Origin of the sequence: Bacillus sp. 123MFChir2, assembly GCF_000383235.1 — a bacterium.
Taxonomy (GTDB): Bacteria; Bacillota; Bacilli; order Bacillales; family Bacillaceae_G; genus Bacillus_A.
Genome location: NZ_KB910930.1, coordinates 48,510 through 68,723, shown reverse-complemented (window position 1 = coordinate 68,723; position 20,214 = coordinate 48,510). Strand labels below are relative to the sequence as shown.

Sequence of the window (20,214 nt, the reverse complement as noted above, 5' to 3'; positions counted from 1 at the left end):
TTTTCTTTCTCTCCCCTACTTTACATACAAAACATACTTTGTGATGTGCAAAATGTCACATCTTTTCCATTTCCCCTTATATATCAATAATTTTTTGACAATCTGTTGAACTGTGATAGATATCACATCCCTATTTTGCATGCCCTCTTATAGTGAAAGTAAGCAAGAGAGACGCAATAAAGGAGTGAACAATATGAAAAAGAAACTATCACCACTCATGCAACGTTTAAAATATTTTTCTCCAATAGATCGTTATAACGATAACCATACGCAAGAAACGTATGAAGACCGAGAATGGGAAAATGCCTATCGAAAACGATGGCAACATGATAAAGTAATCCGCTCCACACACGGCGTAAACTGCACCGGTTCTTGCAGCTGGAACATTTACGTAAAAGATGGAATTGTCACTTGGGAAGGACAAGAGCTAAATTATCCGTCTACTGGTCCTGATATGCCAGACTTTGAGCCACGCGGATGTCCGCGCGGAGCAAGCTTTTCTTGGTACATCTACAGCCCTCTTCGTGTGAAATATCCATATGTACGCGGCGTTCTTTGGAATATGTGGCAAGAAGAATTGCAAAAACATGAATCACCGTTAGATGCTTGGAAAAGCATTGTTGAAAATCCAGAAAAAGCGCGCACATATAAAAGTGCTCGCGGAAAAGGCGGCTTCATTCGTGCAAGTTGGGATGAAGTATTACAGCTCGTTGCTGCTTCCTTATTATATACAGTAATCAAGTATGGTCCTGATCGAAATGTTGGCTTCTCGCCAATTCCTGCAATGTCAATGTTAAGTCACGCAGCTGGCAGCCGCTTTATGCAGCTTATGGGCGGGCCGATGCTCAGCTTCTACGATTGGTACGCTGACTTACCGCCAGCTTCGCCGCAAATTTGGGGTGATCAAACAGATGTACCAGAAAGTAGTGATTGGTACAACGCTGGCTACATTATGACATGGGGCTCTAACGTACCGCTAACACGGACACCAGATGCCCACTTCTTAGCAGAAGTGCGCTATAAAGGAACGAAAGTTGTTTCTGTTAGCCCTGATTTTGCCGAATCAACAAAATTCGCTGATGACTGGATCAGCGTAAAACAAGGAACAGACGGTGCACTTGCAATGGCAATGGGGCACGTTATTTTACAAGAATTCTACGTGGACAAACAAGTAGACTACTTCATAAATTATGCAAAACAATACACAGATTTCCCATTCCTTGTCACGTTAAAACAGCAAGGAGATCAATTTGTTGCAGATCGTTTCTTAAATGCCACTGATATTGGCCGGGAAACAAAGCTTGGTGAATGGAAACCTGTTCTTTGGAACGATAACAGTCTTGATTTCGCTACACCTCACGGCACAATGGGATCACGCTGGGATAACGAGAAAAAATGGAACTTACGTTTAGAAGATGAACAAACAGGGGAAAAAATTGACCCGCGTCTTTCTTTACTTGGTATGGAAGATGCAATTGGAACTGTCCAAATTCCATATTTCTCTGATGACGGAAATGAAGTATTAGAACGTACCATTCCAGTGAAAAAGATTCCAACGCCAAACGGCGATATTTTCGTAACAACTGTTTATGACTTAACATTAGCAAACTACGGCGTGGACCGCGGTCTTGGCGGCCAAGAACCGAAGAGCTTTGATGAAGATGCTCCGTTTACACCAGCATGGCAAGAAAAAATGACAGGTGTAAAACGAGAACTTATTATTCAAATTGCTCGTGAATTTGCGCAAAATGCCGTTGATACAAATGGACGCTCAATGATTATTGTCGGCGCTGGCATTAACCATTGGTTTAACTCTGATACGATTTACCGCGCTGTGTTAAACCTCGTTCTTCTTGTTGGAGCACAAGGAGTAAACGGCGGCGGCTGGGCTCATTATGTCGGCCAAGAAAAATTACGCCCAGCAGAAGGTTGGCAAACAATTGCGATGGCAAAAGATTGGCAAGGTCCGCCGAAACTACAAAACGGTACATCCTTCTTCTATTTCGTTACAGATCAGTGGCGCTATGAAGATACACCAGTTGGACATTTAGCATCACCAGTTGTCGGCAACTCTCGCTATCAACATCACGGTGATTACAATGTGTTGGCCGCAAGACTTGGCTGGTTACCATCCTATCCAACATTCGAGAAAAACGGAATTGAATTATATAAGGAAGCGGTCGCTAGTGGCGCAACTACCCAGGAAGAAATCGGAAAATATGTTGCAGAGAAGCTAAAAAACAAAGAGCTCAAATTTGCGATCGAAGACCCTGATAACAAAAATAACTTCCCGCGCAATTTATTCGTATGGCGCGCGAATTTGATCTCAAGTTCCGGTAAAGGACACGAGTATTTCTTAAAACATTTATTAGGTACAACAAACGGATTAATGAACGACGATCATGATTCATTACGACCAGAGGAAATAAACTGGCATGAAGAAGCACCTGAAGGAAAACTAGATTTACTTATCAACTTAGATTTCCGGATGGCCGGGACAGCACTATACTCTGACATCGTTCTTCCTGCTTCAACGTGGTATGAAAAACATGATTTAAGCAGTACAGATATGCATCCGTTCGTGCATCCGTTTAATCCAGCAATCGGTTCACCGTGGGAAGCTCGTTCTGACTGGGATATTTTCTGCTCCCTTTCAAAAGCAGTCTCTGATTTAGCCCAAACATTAGACCTTGAGCCAATGAAAGAAGTTGTTGCAACGCCGCTTCTTCACGATACACCGCAAGAATTAGCACAACCGCTCGGTCAAATTAAAGACTGGAGCAAAGGAGAATGTGAGCCAATCCCAGGCAAAACAATGCCGCAAATTCATATTGTAGAACACGACTATAAAACGCTGTACGACAAAATGACCGCACTCGGACCAAACGTTGGAAAACAACCAATTGGTACGAAAGGAATATCCTGGTCTGCGGAAAAAGAATATGAACAACTAAAGAGTAAATTAGGTGTCATCCGTACAGATTCCATCGCAAAAGGATGTCCTAACATAACAGAAGCAATCAATGCTGCTGAAGCAGTCTTAACTCTTTCTTCAACAACAAATGGTCATATGGCAGTAAAAGCATGGGAAGCGCTTGAAAAACAAACGGATTTACAACTGCGCGATTTAGCAGAAGAACGTGAAGAAGAGTGCTTCACATTCGAACAAATTACAGCGCAGCCAAAAACAGTTATTACATCACCTGCTTTTACTGGATCTGAAAAAGGAGGACGTCGCTACTCACCGTTTACAACAAATGTAGAACGTCTCATTCCTTGGCGAACAATAACTGGGCGTCAATCTTTCTACTTAGATCACGACATGATGAAAGAATTTGGCGAAACAATGGCAACGTTCAAACCAATTTTACAGCATAAACCGTTCCGTAAATCTCGCCCTGAAGTAGAAGGAAAAGAAATTACGCTAAACTATTTAACACCGCATAATAAGTGGTCTATTCATAGTATGTACTTTGATTCACTGCCGATGTTAACGCTCTTCCGCGGCGGACCGACAGTATGGATGAATAAAGATGATGCCAATGAAGCCGGTGTTGCTGATAATGACTGGATTGAATGCTTTAACCGAAACGGCGTTGTTGTTGCGCGCGCTGTCGTTACACACCGTATGCCGCGCGGAATGGCATTTATGCATCATGCACAAGACCGCCACATTAACGTGCCTGGTACGAATTTAACAAGTAACCGCGGCGGAACCCATAATAGTCCGACGCGTATTCACGTAAAACCAACTCATATGATTGGCGGATACGGTCAATTAAGCTATGGCTTTAACTACTATGGCCCAACTGGGAACCAACGTGACTTAAATGTCGTCATCCGCAAACTGAAGGAGGTAGATTGGCTTGAAGATTAAAGCACAAGTCGGAATGGTAATGAATCTTGATAAATGCATCGGCTGTCACACTTGTAGCGTAACATGCAAAAACACCTGGACGAATCGTCCAGGTGCTGAGTATATGTACTTTAACAATGTGGAAACAAAACCGGGCATTGGCTATCCAAAACAATGGGAAGATCAAGAAAAATATAAAGGCGGCTGGGAGCTGAAAAACGGAGACCTTCAGTTGAAATCCGGTTCAAAAATGAAGCGTCTCATGAACATTTTCCATAACCCAGATCAGCCAACAATTGATGATTACTTTGAGCCTTGGAACTACGATTATGAAACATTAACAAATAGCCCACAGCGTAAGCACCAACCAGTTGCTCGCCCAAAGTCAGCTATTACAGGTGAATTTATTGACAAAATTGAATGGGGACCAAACTGGGAAGATGATTTAGCAGGCGGACATATAACAGGCTTACAAGATCCAAACGTCAAAAAAATGGAAGAAGAAATAAAAACGGATTTTGAAAATGTGTTCATGATGTACTTACCGCGCATTTGCGAACATTGCCTCAATCCGTCGTGCGTATCTTCTTGTCCATCTGGCTCTATGTATAAGCGTGATGAAGATGGAATTGTCCTTGTCGACCAAAACGCATGCCGTGCTTGGAGATTCTGCGTTTCTTCTTGCCCATATAAAAAAGTGTATTTCAACTGGCAAACGAATAAAGCTGAAAAATGTACGATGTGTTTCCCGCGTATTGAAGCTGGTATGCCAACAATTTGTTCGGAAACATGCGTCGGACGCATTCGTTACATCGGAGTTATGTTATATGACGCTGATAAAGTAAAAGAAGCTGCATCTGCACCAGATGAACAAGACTTATACGAGTCTCAGCTTAACGTATTCCTAGATCCAAACGATCCAGAAGTAGCTGCTGAAGCAAAGAAACAAGGTATTCCAGAAGAATGGATCAAGGCTGCTCAGCAATCACCAATTTATAAAATGATTATCGATTGGAAAATTGCTCTTCCTCTTCATCCGGAGTATCGTACATTGCCAATGGTTTGGTATATTCCGCCATTAAGTCCAATTATGAACATGGTCGAAGGAAAAGGAAGCAACTGGCAAGCAGAAGAAATTTTCCCTGCTATTGATAATATGCGTATTCCGATTCAATATTTAGCAAATTTATTAACTGCAGGCGATGAATCTCATATTCGTCTTACATTGAAAAAGCTAGCTGTCATGCGTACTCATATGAGAGCATTGCAAATAAATAAAGAACCAAATGAAGCTATATTAAAAGAACTGAACTTAACAAAAGAAGACATTGAAGATATGTATCGTCTTCTTGCGATTGCGAAATATAAAGATCGTTTCGTCATTCCAACTTCTCACCGCGAGCAAGTAGCAGACCTTTATAACGAGCAAGGAAGCTGTGGTCTTTCCTTTACCGGTGGTCCTGGCTCTTGCATGACAATCTCTTAAAATAAAGGAGGTAACAATTATGAATCAAAGTTTACAAACAGCTTTCTCTTGTTCTTCCTTTCTTCTCTCCTATCCTGAACAAGGATGGAGAGAAGCACTTACTCATTTACAAAATGATATTCAAACGATCGAACATGAGGAAATTCGCACTACCCTTACAACATTTATCGAACAAGCAAAACAAAAGACAAATGATGAATTAATTCAATCGTTTGTATATACATTTGATTTTGGCAAAAAAACAAATATGTATCTCACTTATATGAATACTGGTGAACAACGAGAACGAGGAATTGAACTGCTAGAACTTAAACAACACTATCAAAAAGCAGGCCTCGCTGTAACAGATAAAGAATTGCCTGATTATTTACCGCTTATGCTAGAATTTCTGGCAAACGCTGATAAAGAAGATAGTGAGCCAATTATGAAAAAATATGAAAGCAATATCGAAGCATTGCATCAACAATTAAAAGACACAAACAGTATGCACGAACCAATTGTCCGTTGCATCCTTACTGCTATTCATGCATGGCAGTATGAAATAAACTATGTAAATCCTAATTAAAAAACCGACATAAAAAGCCTTTTCTTTTGTAACTACTCAGTCCCTCTATAAAAAAAGGAAGAAAGGCATCTTTTTAAATGGCCGAGAGGGACTAGCCATGCATAGGAGCGGTCAGGGCCTTTTCTGCCACGCACAAAGCTTTAAAACAGAGAACGGTAGCAAGATGTAGGTTCGTTTTTATCTTCATGGCAGCAATCTATATGTCAAAAAGTCAAAATGGATTTATATAGAAAGGAGTGGAGCAAGAATGATGGATCAATTTTTATGGGTAATCTTCCCTTATATCATTTTAGCTATTTTCATTGGTGGACATATTTTTAGATACAACTACGATCAATTTGGTTGGACATCAAAATCTAGTGAACTATTAGAGAAGAAAATGCTTCGAATCGGAAGTTTACTATTTCACTTTGGTATTATGTTCGTAATTGGCGGGCATGTTATGGGAATTTTAATCCCCGAATCTGTCTACAGTTCCCTTGGCATTTCTGAACATACGTATCATATAATGGCAATTGGCTTCGGCCTTCCGGCAGGTATTGCTTCTGTAATCGGATTATTCATTTTAACGTATCGCCGCTTCACCGTAAAACGGATTATCGCAACAAGTACAACCGGAGATTATATCGCCCTTATCTTGTTGCTCATTGTAATGCTTGCAGGGCTTTCTTCTACATTTTTAAATATTGATTCAAACGGTTTTGATTACCGAACAACGATTGGCCCGTGGTTCCGCAGCCTCTTTATATTCCAACCTAAAGCAGAATATATGGCGGAGGTCCCAATTTGGTTTAAAATTCATATCATTGGCGCTATGGGATTGTTTGCAACGTGGCCATTTACAAGACTCGTTCATGTCTTTAGCGTACCGGTGAAATATTTACGACGCAGTTATATCATTTATCGGAAACGAAAACCGTTAAAATTTTAATAGGGATAAAGAAGTGTGCAACATCTTGATTGCACACTTCTTTTATCCCTGCTCTATTTGCATTCAATATTCATCTCCCCAATTACGCATCATTATAATAATTGGAATCAATGACTTTCCAAATTCGGTTAACGAGTATTTAACCTTCGGAGGTACTTCTACGAAAACCCTACTCCAAAATCTGCATTCCCTGTACTAGGAGCTGCTTGTAAACCGCTCCCACCGCTACTACTTGAACTATTACTTTGGCCACTGCTTGAGCTACTACCTGTTAGTCCAGTCCCTCGTGTAATTGAAGTTGTCAATGTATCACCTGGGCGTAAACAAACTTCATTTGTATTCCCTATAACGACGACAACATCCATACATGTTGGTCCTGTCGATCCTGTAAATGTTTTCGAAGCAACAAACGAAGTATCTCGCAAATTATCCCCCGTAAAAATATTCCCAGAATTATTAACAATAACAAATTCCTTAATACAAACCCCCATTTTATACAACCTTTCCATCTAAATTCATGTTTTAATTTCCCTACACAACAGCTGCTGCTATGCAGAATAAAACATAATTTCTACTCGCTTGCTCCCTTTGTTTAAAACCCTGCATGTGGCAGGAATAGGCCCTGACCGCTTCTATACATGGCCAGTTGCTCTCGCCCACCGAAAAAGAAAAGGGTTTTTATGTTAGTTTTTCATTTTGCATCTATATATTATAATCCTGCTGTTAATACACTAGCTGGTAGAGGCGGAGTAAACTCAGTAGTTTGCGGTGTTATCGGCGGCGTTAACTTCCCATTTAAAAATGTCGCAACGCTCGATCCACCAGCACCACTAAACGCTTTCCTTGCAAAAAATGGAGAAAGATTATAACAATCCCCCATATTGATTGCTCCTTTATTGTTTATAATTTTGATTTTTCGAATAAGTGAATTCACTCTTGAGCCACCTTTCTTAACAATATCTCCTGCTTTCTACACTGTATGCAAAAGAAAAAAACTTGAAACGGACGCGTTTCAAGTTTTCAAAAGAATGATTACATTTTAAGAAATAGTAGCTTACTTTACTTCTCCTTCATACTGCATCATACCGCCAACCATGTTCAGTGTCTTATAGCCTAGTTCATTTAAATAATGGCAAACATTTTCGCTGCGCATACCAGAGCGGCAAATAAAAATATATTCATTTTCTTTATCAAAGAAATCTACTTTATGTGGAATGTCCCCCATCTTAATATGAACTGCTTCTGGAATTTTCCCGTATGCTACTTCTTCATCTTCACGCACATCTACTAAAAATAGCGTTTCTCCTTTTTCTAAACGCTCTTGTACTTCCTCTGGCATAATTGTTTTCACTTCAGTCATAAAACTCTCCTCCTTTTTTCTTCTCAATTTTAGCATGCACCACTTAGAAAACAAGTTATGTGTAGTAGTTACATCATACTTGAGATTTGCTGATTTAGAAATTGATGCACCGTTTTCAAATGTATATTTCTTTAGCCGAAATACTTGTTTTTGTACATATAACATCTTTTCGCCTCGCTATTCATATTTCACTTTTTCGCACACAAATATATGCATAATATATAAAAATTCCCACAGACTAAAGTTATCTTATTTGGGTAAAGAGGGAATACATATGTTTTTCAAATGGTTTCGCAAAAAGAAGAACGATCAGAAACAAGTAGAAAAGAACAATACAGGTTCGAAAAAGAAACAAAATGAACAAACAAACGTCAAGCAAGTAGCGCAAACGAACAAACAACAGGAAAACCAGCAACAAACTCAAAACAACAAACAGCAAACAAACAAACAGCAGGCTCAAAACAACAAACAGCAGACAAACCAACAACAAACTCAAAACAATAAACAGCAAGCAAACCAACAACAAACTCAAAACAACAAACAGCAAGCAAACCAACAGCAGGCTCAAAACAACAAACAGCAGACAAACCAACAACGAACTACAACGAATCAACAATCAAAGCAAAGTCAAAATGACATTTTTGACTTTAGTAAACCAGAGCACGAAACCGCTCATTCGCTACAAGAATTGATTCAAAAATTACGAGAATCCAGCGATTTTGTTCACTATCATACTTCTGAAGACCCTACTAAACCGTATTGGATCTCCTATTTTCGTGCGTCAATGGATGGTATGAGATTACAAAATTATTTAATGCCTGCTTTATTGCACCATACCGCGCCAACACTAGAAGAAATAAAAGCAATGGTTCCAATCAGCGGACTCATCATTACAAGTGACGTAAAAAAAATTGAAGAAATGGTTTTAAAAGGGCATGCTATCATTCAACTACAAGAACATGATACGGAATGTCTACTTGCAAATGTCGCAATTGAGAAATACAGATTACCGACTATACCATTAAACGAATCAACAGTTATCGGACCGCAAGAAGGATTTGTAGAGGATATCGATACAAACATTAACCTGGTTCGAAAACGGTTGCCAGTTCTGGAGTTAAAAACAAAAGAACTCTTAATCGGAGAATTATCCAAAACGAAAGTCGTTATCATGTATTTGAGTAATATAACAGAAAAAGAAAACGTTACATATCTAGAAAATGCCTTAAACACAATGCAATATGAACAAATTAATGATAGCTATTATATTCCCCAGCTAATGGGTAATACATCTATTTTCCCAACATTTATTAACACAGAACGTGCTGATCGTGTCAGCAACGGGCTCATTGATGGAAAAATTGCTATATTTGTTGATGGCTCACCAAATGTTTTGTTATCACCTGTATCTCTACTGGATTTCTTCATCTCTCCAGAGGATTACAGCGTGTCATGGTTTTATGCAACTTTTTCCCGTTTATTACGCTTTATCGCAGTTACGTTTTCCATTTGTGCAACGCCTCTATATGTAGCTGTGCTTAGTTATCACTATGAATTAATTCCTAGTGATTTGCTGGAGACATTAATTTTATCGCGGGCACAAGTACCATTTCCGCCTATAATAGAGGCTTTTTTCCTAGAGTTAGCTATTGATCTTCTTCGGGAAGCAGGAGCACGTTTACCAGTGAAAGTCGGACAAACGCTCGGCATTGTAGGCGGTATCGTAATTGGACAAGCGTCCGTCCAAGCAGGATTAACAAGTAACATTTTGTTAATCATCGTTGCCTTATCTGCGCTTGCATCGTTTATTACACCGATTTATCAAATGGGTAATGCCGTTCGTTTACTTCGCTTTCCCTTTCTCATACTTGCTGAGTTATGGGGATTATTAGGAATTTCTTTAGGATTTATCTTTCTATTAACACGGCTTTTTCGATTATCATCTCTTCGAAAACCGTATGGGTTTGTCTATCCATTTCGCAAACAGTCAGCAAAAGACTCTTTCGTACGAATGCCATTATCTAAAATAGATCAGCGAGGGGTTCAAGCAAGGCCACAACATGATGGTCGTTATATAAAGGAAGTATTTCAAAAACGTATGACAGATTTCGATGAGTAAAAAGCGAGGAGCGCATATGAGTACAGTTAAAACCAACTATAAAGTATCTCCCATTTTTGTTTTTTTCTTAGTCCATAGCGCGCAATTCGGTGTTGGTGTTCTTGGATTTGCACGTGTTATTGCAAAAGCTGCCGGATACGATGCATGGATGGGGGTTCTTATTGCAGGTATCATCATTCATATTCTTATGTGGATGATATACCGTTTATTAGAAAGCATAAATGGAAACTTGATTACATTACATCAAAATCTATTTGGAAAGTGGATAGGCAATGCATGCAATGTAATTTTTATGGCATATTTCTTTCTTGTCAGCGTCTCCGTTATGCGCACGTACGTAGAAATTATTCAAGTTTGGATGTTCCCAACAGCAGCTACATGGAAATTAACAATCTTTTTATCCATACTTAGCTATTATATTATTTCATCCGGCTTCCGGGTTATGACCGGCATTTGTGTTGTTTCTGTCGTTGCTACATGCGGATATATCATGCTGCTATTTGTGGTCATTAAATATGGAAATTTCGGAAATCTATTGCCTGTATTTTCTCATTCTTTTGGAGAGATTTTAAAAGCAGCTCAAGCATCAACTTATACAATGATTAGTTTTGAAGTTATTTTGATGATGTATCCATTTGTCAAAACGCCTGAGAAATCTCATAAATTTGCACAATATGGTGTTTTATTTTCTAACTTTTTATATTTATTAAGTACAATCCTTGCTTTTGCTTTTTTTAGCGAAAAACAATTGTCAAAAACAATTTGGTCACAGCTCTCTATCACACAAGTCATTCATCTTCCTTTCATTGAGCGTCTAGAATATATTGCGATTTCGGGCTATGCACTCATTGTCATTACAAGTATTATCTTACCATTATGGGCTGCAACAAGAGGATTACACGAAGTCTTTCATGTAAAACAAAAGTACATATTACTTTCTTTATTATTCATAACTGTCATTATTTCACAACTCCTAATAGAACGGCATGACATTAATAATTTTATTAGTCAAGTCTCAAAAGGAAGCTTTTGGATTGTTTTTGTGTACATCCCAATCTTATTTCTTATAATGTGGGTGAAAAAGAAATGGAAAACATTAAGAAACAAGTAATATTCCTTTTTAGTTTTTGCTTACTTTTTACAACAGCATGTGTCCCAAAAAGTATCGTTGACGATATTAGCCTCATTCAAGGGGCTGTTTTTGATGTTGCTTCAGATGCAGGTTCAGACCATGGAAGATTGAAAGTAACTTACGTTTGTCCAATTCAAAGAAAAGGGAATAAAGTACAAGTACTTCAAGGCTATGGAAATACAATTAAGCAAGTTAAAACAACAACCTCTTTAGAATCTGGACAACCTCTTGCAAGCGGACAAATACGCATTACTCTTTTCACAGAAAAATTGGCTAAAAAAGGCCTCTCTGGTGTATTTGATACGCTTCTTCGTGATGTAAATATCGGGAACTTAGTATATGTTGGTATCCTTCAGGGAGGCGGAAATGGAGAAGGTGAAAAACTTTTATCAGGCAAATACAACACTGCTTCTAACGTAGCAATCTATATTAAAAAAATGTTAGAACAGAATATGAAAACAGGTGTCGTACCAAACGATAATTTATACATGCAAACTTTCCGGTATTATCGTGACGGACAAGATACGTATATGCCTATATTAAAGAAAAAAAAGAAAAGCATTAAAGTTACAAGTATGGCTCTTTTCAAACAAGATAAATATGTCGGAAAAGTAGAAGAAAAAGATATGTTTCTTTTTAAAACGCTGCTCGAGAAAAGTCAACTGGACTCACATGAATTTAAAACAAAGTTAGGCTATACGATAATTAACAATATTCGTTCTTCCCCTTCTTACCATGTATATGTAAAGGATGGAAAGCCTTCCTTTGTTATTCGCGTAAAAATGGCAGCTCGTATTCAGGAGATTTCGAAACATACAAACTTAGAAAACAAAAAAAATGTTGAAAAAATACGAAAAGACATTGTAAAGAGCTTGAATGCAGATGGAGAAAAATTAGTTAAAAAGCTTCAATCTCTAGGTGCAGATCCACTCGCTTTAGGTGCTAGATTTAAACAGCATTACCGACCGTTTAAATTAAAGGAATGGAGAAAAATGTACAAAGACGTTCCTGTAAAAGTACAGTATGAGGTTGATATTACAAATTCAGGAGTTATTGAGTAAATGATTTGATCCTCTTAATTGGAAAGAGGATCAAACACCAAACGGCTTTTCATATTACATTTCATTCCATATACTAAAAGGTAAGCATCTGAAATGGGGGAGGGGATCTCATGCCTAAAAAATTAATAAAACCTATGTTACATGTCATTCTCTTTTGTACTGTCTTTTTATTTGCTCATACATATTTAAAAAATGCTTCCCTTACACGTTATCTACTTGTAACAGTACCGATACTTATCATTGGAATGTTTGGAATAGATATCGCGCTATCCTTAACAGAAAAAAAAGAATAGCATTTGTAAAAGTAGAATGTGCACTGCCCTAACCGAAATCATGTTACAATAACAATCGGAAAAGAACGAGAGAGGATGAAACAACATGACAAACGAAAAAGGTTTAGATAAAGGGTACGAACTTGTTGCAAAAATGCATGAAGTGTTCGGTCACCCTGTTGCAGATACACCAACAAAATTAACAGAAGAGCGCGCAAAAATTCGCGCAAGCTTCATGCAAGAAGAACTAGAAGAGTTCCTAGAAGCAAACACAGTAGAAGATCAGTATGATGCATTAATTGACTTAATTTACTTTGCATTTGGAACATTTGCAGAAATGGGTGTCCGTCCTGATAAAGGGTTTGAGATTGTAAACAATGCAAACATGGCCAAATTATTCCCAGACGGCAAACCACGCTTCCGCGAAGGTGACGGCAAAATTTTAAAACCAGAAGGATGGGAAGCGCCAGAGCCACAACTTCGCGCCGAAATTGAACGTCAGCGTCAAGAAGCAAAAAATAATATATGATTTCCATTTGAAAAGGAGCCACCTGTTAAATGGCTCCTTTTCTCTATTTCTTTTTCGAATCTCCCATTTGGGGTTGCTTTCCTTTCGAAGCATTTGTCTCGAAATTAGGCTGTCTTTGACCAGTATTGTTACTTCTACATTTTCCCATATGTAACACCTCCTTCTTCTTTATCATTCCCAAATAAAAAATCTCCTTACATAGAAGGAGACTTTACATAGTTGATAAATTTTGCATTTTATTGTCCTTGATACGGCATGCCATAATGATGGCCATGGTGATGATGATGCGGATGATAAATAACGTGTTGATAGCCATGGTGATGATAAGGATAATGATGATGATGATATGGATGATATCCCACATGATGATAACCATAAGGATAGCCTCCATGCGGATAATGTCCTACTTGCGCCTGTGGAAATCCCCCCATACCGTATGGACTAGGCATTTGTCGTTGTTCATAATAATTCATTCCGTTCACCTCTTCCTCCTAATTTAACGTGTCGATGTTATCATATTGCAAAAAGAAAAATAGGTGTTTGTCTATGCTAAAATTCAACTCTTTCATCCCGCTTAAAACATGAAAAGAGCACCTAAAATAGGTGCCCTTTTTCATTAGTTTGCTACGATATTTACAAGTTTTCCAGGAACAACAATTACTTTACGAACTGTTTTCCCTTCAATTTGTTCTTTAATTGCTTCAACTGCAAGTTGTTCCATTTCTTCTTTTGATGCGTCTTTTTTCATTGTTAACTTTGCACGTACTTTACCCATGATTTGAACAACGATTTCCACTTCATCTTCTACAAGTTTAGACTCATCAAATGTTGGCCAGCTTACATATGAAACTGTTTCGTTATATCCAAACTTGCTCCACAGTTCTTCCGCAACGTGCGGTGCAACTGGAGCTAACATTTTTACGAAACCTTCTACATATTCTTTCGGAAGAGTTTCTGCTTTATATGCATCGTTAATGAATACCATCATTTGAGAAATTGCAGTGTTAAAGCGAAGCTCTTCATAGTCTTCTGTTACTTTTTTCACTGTTTGGTGATATACTTTTTCAAGATTTTTGTTTGGTGCATCTGTAATTTTTTCGCTTAGTTCACCATTGTCTTGAACAAATAGACGCCATACACGATCTAAGAAACGACGAGCTCCGTCAAGGCCATTTTCAGACCAAGCAATCGAAGCATCTAATGGTCCCATAAACATTTCGTATAGACGAAGTGTATCTGCACCATGGCTCGCTACGATATCATCAGGATTTACAACGTTACCTTTTGATTTACTCATTTTCTCGTTGTTTTCTCCTAAAATCATCCCTTGGTTAAATAGTTGTTGGAACGGCTCTTTCGTTGGAACAACACCGATATCATATAATACTTTATGCCAGAAGCGTGCATATAGTAAATGAAGTACCGCGTGCTCTGCACCACCGATATAAATATCAACTGGAAGCCATTGTTTTACTTTTTCAGGGTCGACAAGTGCTTCGCTGTTGTTTGGATCGATGTAGCGTAAGTAGTACCAGCAGCTACCTGCCCATTGCGGCATTGTGTTTGTTTCACGACGACCTTTTTTACCAGTCTCAGGATCGACAACATTTACCCACTCATCAATGTTCGCAAGTGGAGATTCACCTGTACCAGATGGACGAATGTTCTCTGTTTTCGGAAGAACTAATGGTAATTCTTCATCTTTCACAGCTGTCATTGTGCCATCTTCCCAATGGATAACTGGAATTGGCTCACCCCAGTAACGTTGACGGCTGAATAACCAGTCACGAAGACGATATGTTACTTTTTGATTTCCCGCACTTGTTACTTCAAGCCATTCAATCATTTTCACAATTGCTGCTTCTTTATTTAATCCATCTAGGAATGCAGAGTTAATGTGTGCACCATCACCTGTATGTGCTTCTTTCGTAATGTCTCCGCCTTCTACCACTTCTTTCATAGGAAGATCAAATGTTTTCGCAAACTCATAATCACGCTCATCGTGAGCTGGAACTGCCATTACTGCACCTGTTCCGTAGCTTGCAAGTACATAGTCAGCGATCCAGATTGGTAATTTTTCACCGTTTACTGGGTTAATCGCATAAGCACCTGTGAATACGCCTGTTTTTTCTTTCGCAAGCTCTGTACGCTCTAAATCACTCTTCGCTTTTACAGAATCAATATAAGCTTCTACTGCTTCTTTTTGCTTCTCTGTTGTAATTTCGGCAACAAGTGCATGTTCTGGAGCCAGTACACAGTACGTTGCACCGAATAGTGTATCTGGGCGCGTTGTAAATACAGTAAATTTCTCATCTGTACCGTCAATTTTGAAGTGAACTTCAGCACCTTCAGAGCGACCAATCCAGTTACGCTGCATATCTTTTAAGCTCTCTGGCCAATCAAGCTCATCTAAATCTTCTAACAGACGATCTGCATAAGCTGTAATTTTCAGCATCCATTGTCTCATTGGACGACGCTCAACAGGATGTCCGCCGCGCTCACTCACGCCATCGATTACTTCTTCGTTCGCAAGTACAGTACCAAGTGCTGGGCACCAGTTTACAGGGATTTCATCTACGTAAGCTAATCCTTTTTCAAATAGCTGTAAGAAGATCCATTGTGTCCATTTGTAGTAGCTTGGATCTGTTGTATTTACTTCACGGTCCCAGTCATAAGAGAAGCCTAATGCTTTAATTTGGTTTCGGAACGTGTTAATGTTTTGTTCTGTAAATTCTGCTGGGCTATTCCCAGTATCAAGTGCATATTGCTCAGCAGGAAGACCGAATGCATCCCATCCCATTGGATGAAGAACGTTGTAGCCTTGCATACGTTTCATACGAGATAAAATATCCGTTGCTGTATACCCTTCTGGATGCCCTACGTGCAGCCCTGCACCTGATGGATATGGGAACATATCTAGTGCGTAAAATTTTGGTTTGTCTGTTTCATCTGGCGTACGGAATGTTTTGTTTTCTTCCCAATACGCTTGCCACTTCTTTTCAATTTCTTGATGATTGAAGCTCATGAAATACCCTCCATTCAAATTCTATATATTTTCACCGCCAAAAATACAAAAAACCTCTCATCCCAGAAAGGGACGAGAGGTTATAGATTCCCGCGGTACCACCCTAAATTAATGTCATAAAGGATGTTCAAAATGTCCGGTAAAGATAGCTATCGCATTTCTTCGTTACGTTGCCAGTCCGGTACTCATGTAGTCGCTCTACACTCCGTGTCCTCCTGGCTTCCGCGCCTCGAACTGCTCTGCTCTCTTTATCCTCCTTTTTGAACAAGCATTAATATACATTCGCTTAGATCCGTAACGTGGATGGACGGCAATTGCTACTTTTGTTTCACAACTGCAACTCAAAGGCGAGTTCATAACGAAACGTGGATTGACTTGCACCGACCGTCAACTCTCTAAACCAGTTTCTATTACTACTACTCCTTCTCACTGTTATTACATATGAGTTATTTAAAGTATATTCTAAAACAAGTTACATGTTCCGTCAAACTAAACTGCAATTTTTTCTTCTGCTTCTTCAACACGTACTTTCTTATCATACATACTCGTTGCGATAATAGCTACTACAAGCATGACCATGATTGCTATAAACAATACTTCCATATTATACAAATCAACAATTGCTCCGCCAACAACCGGCCCAAACATCTTTCCAACAGTCGCTGCACTATTTACAACGCCTTGATAGAAACCGAGCTTATCGTTTGGTGCAAGGATATTCGCAATCGTTGGCACAGCTGGCCAAACAAATAATTCGCCAATTGTTAATGTCACCATCGCGACAAGGAACATTGTAAATTGCTGCGCTTGACTTAACACGATAAACGACACTGCGAAAATACCAATTCCAATCATAATTTGTTGTTTTAAAGAACGTTTCATCGCGCTAATAATCATGCTTATTAGCGGCTGGGCACAAACAATCATCGCTCCGTTTATCGTCCATAATAAGCTATAGTGGCGAAGACTAATATTCAGTTCCTGCATGTGCGTTGCAATCGCTCCTTGCCATTGTACATACGCCACCCAGCATAAAGCATATGCTACACATACAATAAGAAGCGCCTTGAATCCTGGTGTAAGTGAAAAGCCGTTTTTCGTTTTTTCTTTGACTGCTTCACGTTTCTCTTTCTTATCTTCCATACCACGGAATCCAATAAAAGCAATTAAGAAGAAGATAAAGTATAAAATAAAGTTCGCTAAGAAAATATAATCGAAGCGATAAGAAGCAACTAAACCACCGCACGCCGTCCCAACAGCGATCCCAACGTTTTGTCCAACATACATCGCATTAAATGCTCTCCGGCCGCCTTCTGGCCAAACCGTTCCGACCATCGCATACATCGCCGGGAAGACCATTCCAGAACCAAATCCAATTAACGCAAGCCAAACAATATAAAGTGGCCAGCCATGGAAAAATACAAGACCTAAAATTGATAATAAAGTAATCACAATTCCAACTAAAATGGACTTATATCCGCCCCATTTATCAAATAACGTACCGCCGAGTAAATTACCAACTACTCCTGTTAACGAGTTAATCATTAATACCATTCCGGCCACAGATAATGACTTTCCTAAATGATCATGTAAATAAATTGTATTAAAAGGCCATAAAAAAGAAGCACCCGTGACATTAATAATCATCCCGGCTACTAATAGCCATACTTTCCTTGGCATATTTCCCCTCCTATTCTATTTTTTCGTTCCTATATAACAATAAAATTGTAGTCGTTTTTAAATAAGAAGGCAACTGATTAATACTTGGTGAAATTCAGATAATGAGATGTAAACCATATAAATATACAGATGCAAATTGAGAAACTAACATAAAAACCCTTTTCTTTTTCAGTGGGCGAGAGCGTCTGTCCATGCGTAGAAGCGGTCAGGGCCTTTTTCTGCCACATGCGATGTTTTAAAACAAAAGGAGCAAGCAAGTGCAGGTCATAATTAAAACGAATATATATAAAACCTACCTCTACATAAAGAGGTAGGTTTTAGTCCATACTTTACAGGATTAGGAGAATACACTAAAGTTTCATTCCTTATAAATCACGTGATTTAAATGTACGAATCGCTATAAAAATAGCTGCTAACACATAGAAAACAGCATAAACAATCATCATGTTACTCGGTGTTGACACACTTCCGAACACTCCTTGTGAAGCAATTGATAAAGGATTGTCTGATGAATCAAATAAATAGATTGTCATTTTACGATACATTGTATCAATTGGGAATAAAAGGCTTGCGATTATGCCCATATTTACAAGTGCTGTTTTTTGTGCCAATGTCCCGATTTGTTCAACAAATCCGCCAATAAATCCCGTTCCGTATAAAATAATTAACACAATGCCAGCATTTAGTGTTGCCATACGCGTACTTAGTAAGATCGCGATGCTAATTAAAATAACAGGCTGTAGCAAGAAAAGAGCCAATGCTTTTATAATCTGCGTCGCCGTGAAATCTAAATGAAACGTACTTCCACCCATTGTTTGATGGATAAGTACGATACTTATAAACAGGAAAGCTGCGTACGCAATCAGTAACAAGCATAAGCCTATCCATTTCCCCATTAAAAAGGAAAAGCGTGAAATCGGTCTCGTTAGCCACGTATCAATTTGATGACTTTCAATTTCATTTGCAATGCTGCCAACACTGCTTAAAATAGCTAGCAACGCAGTAATAAATGAAGAAAAGTATAACCCCACTCCAAGTAACTGTGTAGAAATAAAAGCTTTGCCCATAAAATCTTGTGCTGCCGAAAGACCGCTAGATTCTCCTGGAAGGATTTCACTAACGGCATAATGAATGGCCACTCCATAAAATATTAAAAAGGCAAATGTCATACATAATGTAATGGTAAAAATACGTTTTAACAGAATTTCTTTAAATGATAACTTGGCGATTGTCCACATGCTGCATCCCCTCTTTCTTATTTACCCAATACATAAACACATCTTCCAAATGCGGGTGAACAGGATTTAACTGATACACAGGAATGTGTAGTGATACAAATGCTTCTAACAATCTCGGAATGTCATCTTCTTGCTGCAGCGTGATAATCCACCGTTTACGATTTCCCTGTTCTTCTATTTTCCTTACATTTTTAATAAATGGAGGCAGTTGTGTAAAGAATAATTCGCTCTTTTCACCAAGCGTTACTTCAACTTCCGTTTGAATCATCATCAATGAGCGCCAATCTCCTTGGACAATTAACTCTCCCTTATTAATAATCGCGACGTGATCACATACATGTTCAATTTCATTTAATAGATGACTATTTAAAAATACGGTCTTCCCTTGGTCCCGAAGCTCTTCCATTAGATGCCGCACTTCTTTTCGTCCGATTGGATCAAGCGCGGATGTTGGTTCATCTAAGAAAATCAATTCTGGATCAGAAAGCAGGGCACAAGCCAGTCCGATACGCTGCTGCATCCCTTTTGAATAACCGCGTATTTTTTCTTTCTCCCTTCCCTTTAGACCTACCTTTTCAATAACCTCATTCATTTTTGCTTTCCGCTCCCGAAAAGGAAGATCGCATAATTTCGCATGCGTTTCAAGTAACTGCCAACCAGTCAGCCAATCTGGATAGCGAAACAGCTCAGGTAAATAACCAATGCGCCGTTTGGATTCAATCGTCCCAATCGGCTGTCCTAGCATTTGTGCTGTTCCAGAATCAGGGTGAATTAACCCAAGCATCGTTCGTACAAACGTACTTTTCCCGGCACCGTTAGGACCGATAAATCCGAATACAGTACCACGTGGCACCTCTAATGAAATATTACGGATCCCTCCTTTTCCGTTATATTGTTTCGTTAAGTTCTTTGTTTGTATAATCCAGTCTTCGTTCATGTTTTACCTCCGCCCTATACAGG

The 20,214-nt window shown here is 38.9% G+C and carries 17 protein-coding genes, 1 pseudogene and 1 other annotated feature; of the genes and pseudogenes, 9 read left to right on the top strand and 9 right to left on the bottom strand.

The features are described from left to right. Positions 1-193: 193 nt before the first annotated feature. The 4 genes from H280_RS0106315 (at position 194) to narI (ending at position 6,838) form a co-directional block, all read left to right on the top strand. Positions 194-3,877, top strand: coding sequence for a nitrate reductase subunit alpha (locus H280_RS0106315; protein WP_020060275.1), 3,684 nt, complete (start codon positions 194-196; stop codon positions 3,875-3,877). After that, complete coding sequence (gene narH / locus H280_RS0106310) at positions 3,867-5,342, top strand: nitrate reductase subunit beta (protein ID WP_020060274.1); 1,476 nt, start codon at positions 3,867-3,869, stop codon at positions 5,340-5,342. The genes H280_RS0106315 and narH overlap by 11 nt, the downstream gene beginning before the upstream one ends. Positions 5,343-5,361: 19 nt before the next feature. After that, positions 5,362-5,907, top strand: a complete 546-nt coding sequence (gene narJ / locus H280_RS0106305; protein ID WP_020060273.1) for a nitrate reductase molybdenum cofactor assembly chaperone — start codon at positions 5,362-5,364, stop codon at positions 5,905-5,907. 247 nt (positions 5,908-6,154) lie between these two features. Continuing rightward, a complete protein-coding gene (gene narI / locus H280_RS0106300; RefSeq protein WP_020060272.1) occupies positions 6,155-6,838 on the top strand; it encodes a respiratory nitrate reductase subunit gamma in 684 nt (227 codons plus the stop codon). Positions 6,839-6,901: 63 nt separating this feature from the next. Here narI and H280_RS24770 read toward each other — a convergent pair. The 4 genes and pseudogenes from H280_RS24770 to H280_RS0106285 form a co-directional block, all read right to left on the bottom strand. Beyond that, positions 6,902-7,006: pseudogene (locus H280_RS24770) on the bottom strand (winged helix-turn-helix transcriptional regulator); the annotation flags it as partial. Then, complete coding sequence (locus H280_RS0106295) at positions 6,997-7,329, bottom strand: hypothetical protein (RefSeq protein WP_020060271.1); 333 nt, start codon at positions 7,327-7,329, stop codon at positions 6,997-6,999. The pseudogene H280_RS24770 and the gene H280_RS0106295, both read right to left, overlap by 10 nt. 218 nt (positions 7,330-7,547) lie before the next feature. Continuing rightward, positions 7,548-7,772 carry a spore germination protein gene (locus tag H280_RS0106290; protein ID WP_020060270.1) on the bottom strand — a complete coding sequence of 75 codons (225 nt, stop codon included), beginning with the start codon at positions 7,770-7,772 and terminating at the stop codon, positions 7,548-7,550. A 120-nt stretch (positions 7,773-7,892) separates the two neighbouring features. Then, positions 7,893-8,198: a rhodanese-like domain-containing protein gene (locus H280_RS0106285; protein ID WP_020060269.1), complete on the bottom strand. Its 306-nt coding sequence runs from the start codon at positions 8,196-8,198 to the stop codon at positions 7,893-7,895. Positions 8,199-8,472: 274 nt separating this feature from the next. Between H280_RS0106285 and H280_RS0106280 the strand changes: the two genes are divergently transcribed. The 5 genes from H280_RS0106280 to H280_RS0106260 all read left to right on the top strand — a co-directional run bounded on the left by H280_RS0106280 (position 8,473) and on the right by H280_RS0106260 (position 13,311). After that, entirely contained in the window at positions 8,473-10,317 is a 1,845-nt protein-coding gene (locus H280_RS0106280; RefSeq protein WP_020060268.1) for a spore germination protein, read from the top strand. A 16-nt stretch (positions 10,318-10,333) separates the two neighbouring features. Beyond that, on the top strand, positions 10,334-11,428 hold the full coding sequence (locus tag H280_RS0106275; RefSeq protein WP_028411123.1) for a GerAB/ArcD/ProY family transporter: 1,095 nt from the start codon (positions 10,334-10,336) through the stop codon (positions 11,426-11,428). Beyond that, entirely contained in the window at positions 11,404-12,510 is a 1,107-nt protein-coding gene (locus H280_RS0106270) for a Ger(x)C family spore germination protein (RefSeq protein ID WP_020060266.1), read from the top strand. Before H280_RS0106275 ends, H280_RS0106270 begins: the two co-directional genes overlap by 25 nt. Before the next feature lie 110 nt (positions 12,511-12,620). Then, the gene (locus H280_RS0106265; RefSeq protein WP_020060265.1) at positions 12,621-12,803 is read left to right on the top strand and encodes a hypothetical protein; all 183 of its coding nucleotides are present in this window, start codon (positions 12,621-12,623) and stop codon (positions 12,801-12,803) included. A gap of 85 nt (positions 12,804-12,888) precedes the next feature. Continuing rightward, positions 12,889-13,311 (top strand): haloacid dehalogenase, encoded by a 423-nt coding sequence (locus H280_RS0106260; RefSeq protein ID WP_020060264.1) that lies wholly within the window; start codon positions 12,889-12,891, stop codon positions 13,309-13,311. Positions 13,312-13,547: 236 nt separating this feature from the next. On the opposite strand, the gene H280_RS0106250 is transcribed toward H280_RS0106260, so the two are convergent. The 5 genes from H280_RS0106250 to H280_RS0106230 all read right to left on the bottom strand — a co-directional run bounded on the left by H280_RS0106250 (position 13,548) and on the right by H280_RS0106230 (position 20,191). After that, positions 13,548-13,793: a hypothetical protein gene (locus tag H280_RS0106250; RefSeq protein ID WP_020060262.1), complete on the bottom strand. Its 246-nt coding sequence runs from the start codon at positions 13,791-13,793 to the stop codon at positions 13,548-13,550. 134 nt (positions 13,794-13,927) lie between these two features. Then, a complete protein-coding gene (leuS, locus tag H280_RS0106245) occupies positions 13,928-16,336 on the bottom strand; it encodes a leucine--tRNA ligase (RefSeq protein ID WP_020060261.1) in 2,409 nt (802 codons plus the stop codon). A gap of 65 nt (positions 16,337-16,401) precedes the next feature. Next, positions 16,402-16,775 (bottom strand) — a binding site (T-box leader). Between the two features lie 50 nt (positions 16,776-16,825). Next, complete coding sequence (locus H280_RS0106240; RefSeq protein ID WP_020060260.1) at positions 16,826-18,016, bottom strand: MDR family MFS transporter; 1,191 nt, start codon at positions 18,014-18,016, stop codon at positions 16,826-16,828. Between the two features lie 365 nt (positions 18,017-18,381). Continuing rightward, positions 18,382-19,254: an ABC transporter permease gene (locus tag H280_RS0106235; protein ID WP_020060259.1), complete on the bottom strand. Its 873-nt coding sequence runs from the start codon at positions 19,252-19,254 to the stop codon at positions 18,382-18,384. Then, entirely contained in the window at positions 19,226-20,191 is a 966-nt protein-coding gene (locus H280_RS0106230) for an ABC transporter ATP-binding protein (protein ID WP_020060258.1), read from the bottom strand. The genes H280_RS0106235 and H280_RS0106230 overlap by 29 nt, the downstream gene beginning before the upstream one ends. Positions 20,192-20,214 lie beyond the last annotated feature (23 nt).

Coding starts and splice junctions, on each gene's coding strand:
- narI (WP_020060272.1), top strand. CDS start 6,155: ATGATGGATCAATTTTTATGGGTAATCTTCCCTTATATCATTTTAGCT.
- H280_RS0106235 (WP_020060259.1), bottom strand. CDS start 19,254: ATGTGGACAATCGCCAAGTTATCATTTAAAGAAATTCTGTTAAAACGT.
- H280_RS0106265 (WP_020060265.1), top strand. CDS start 12,621: ATGCCTAAAAAATTAATAAAACCTATGTTACATGTCATTCTCTTTTGT.
- H280_RS0106240 (WP_020060260.1), bottom strand. CDS start 18,016: ATGCCAAGGAAAGTATGGCTATTAGTAGCCGGGATGATTATTAATGTC.
- H280_RS0106230 (WP_020060258.1), bottom strand. CDS start 20,191: ATGAACGAAGACTGGATTATACAAACAAAGAACTTAACGAAACAATAT.
- H280_RS0106315 (WP_020060275.1), top strand. CDS start 194: ATGAAAAAGAAACTATCACCACTCATGCAACGTTTAAAATATTTTTCT.
- leuS (WP_020060261.1), bottom strand. CDS start 16,336: ATGAGCTTCAATCATCAAGAAATTGAAAAGAAGTGGCAAGCGTATTGG.
- H280_RS0106270 (WP_020060266.1), top strand. CDS start 11,404: ATGGAAAACATTAAGAAACAAGTAATATTCCTTTTTAGTTTTTGCTTA.
- H280_RS0106285 (WP_020060269.1), bottom strand. CDS start 8,198: ATGACTGAAGTGAAAACAATTATGCCAGAGGAAGTACAAGAGCGTTTA.
- H280_RS0106275 (WP_028411123.1), top strand. CDS start 10,334: ATGAGTACAGTTAAAACCAACTATAAAGTATCTCCCATTTTTGTTTTT.
- narJ (WP_020060273.1), top strand. CDS start 5,362: ATGAATCAAAGTTTACAAACAGCTTTCTCTTGTTCTTCCTTTCTTCTC.
- H280_RS0106260 (WP_020060264.1), top strand. CDS start 12,889: ATGACAAACGAAAAAGGTTTAGATAAAGGGTACGAACTTGTTGCAAAA.
- H280_RS0106295 (WP_020060271.1), bottom strand. CDS start 7,329: ATGGGGGTTTGTATTAAGGAATTTGTTATTGTTAATAATTCTGGGAAT.
- H280_RS0106280 (WP_020060268.1), top strand. CDS start 8,473: ATGTTTTTCAAATGGTTTCGCAAAAAGAAGAACGATCAGAAACAAGTA.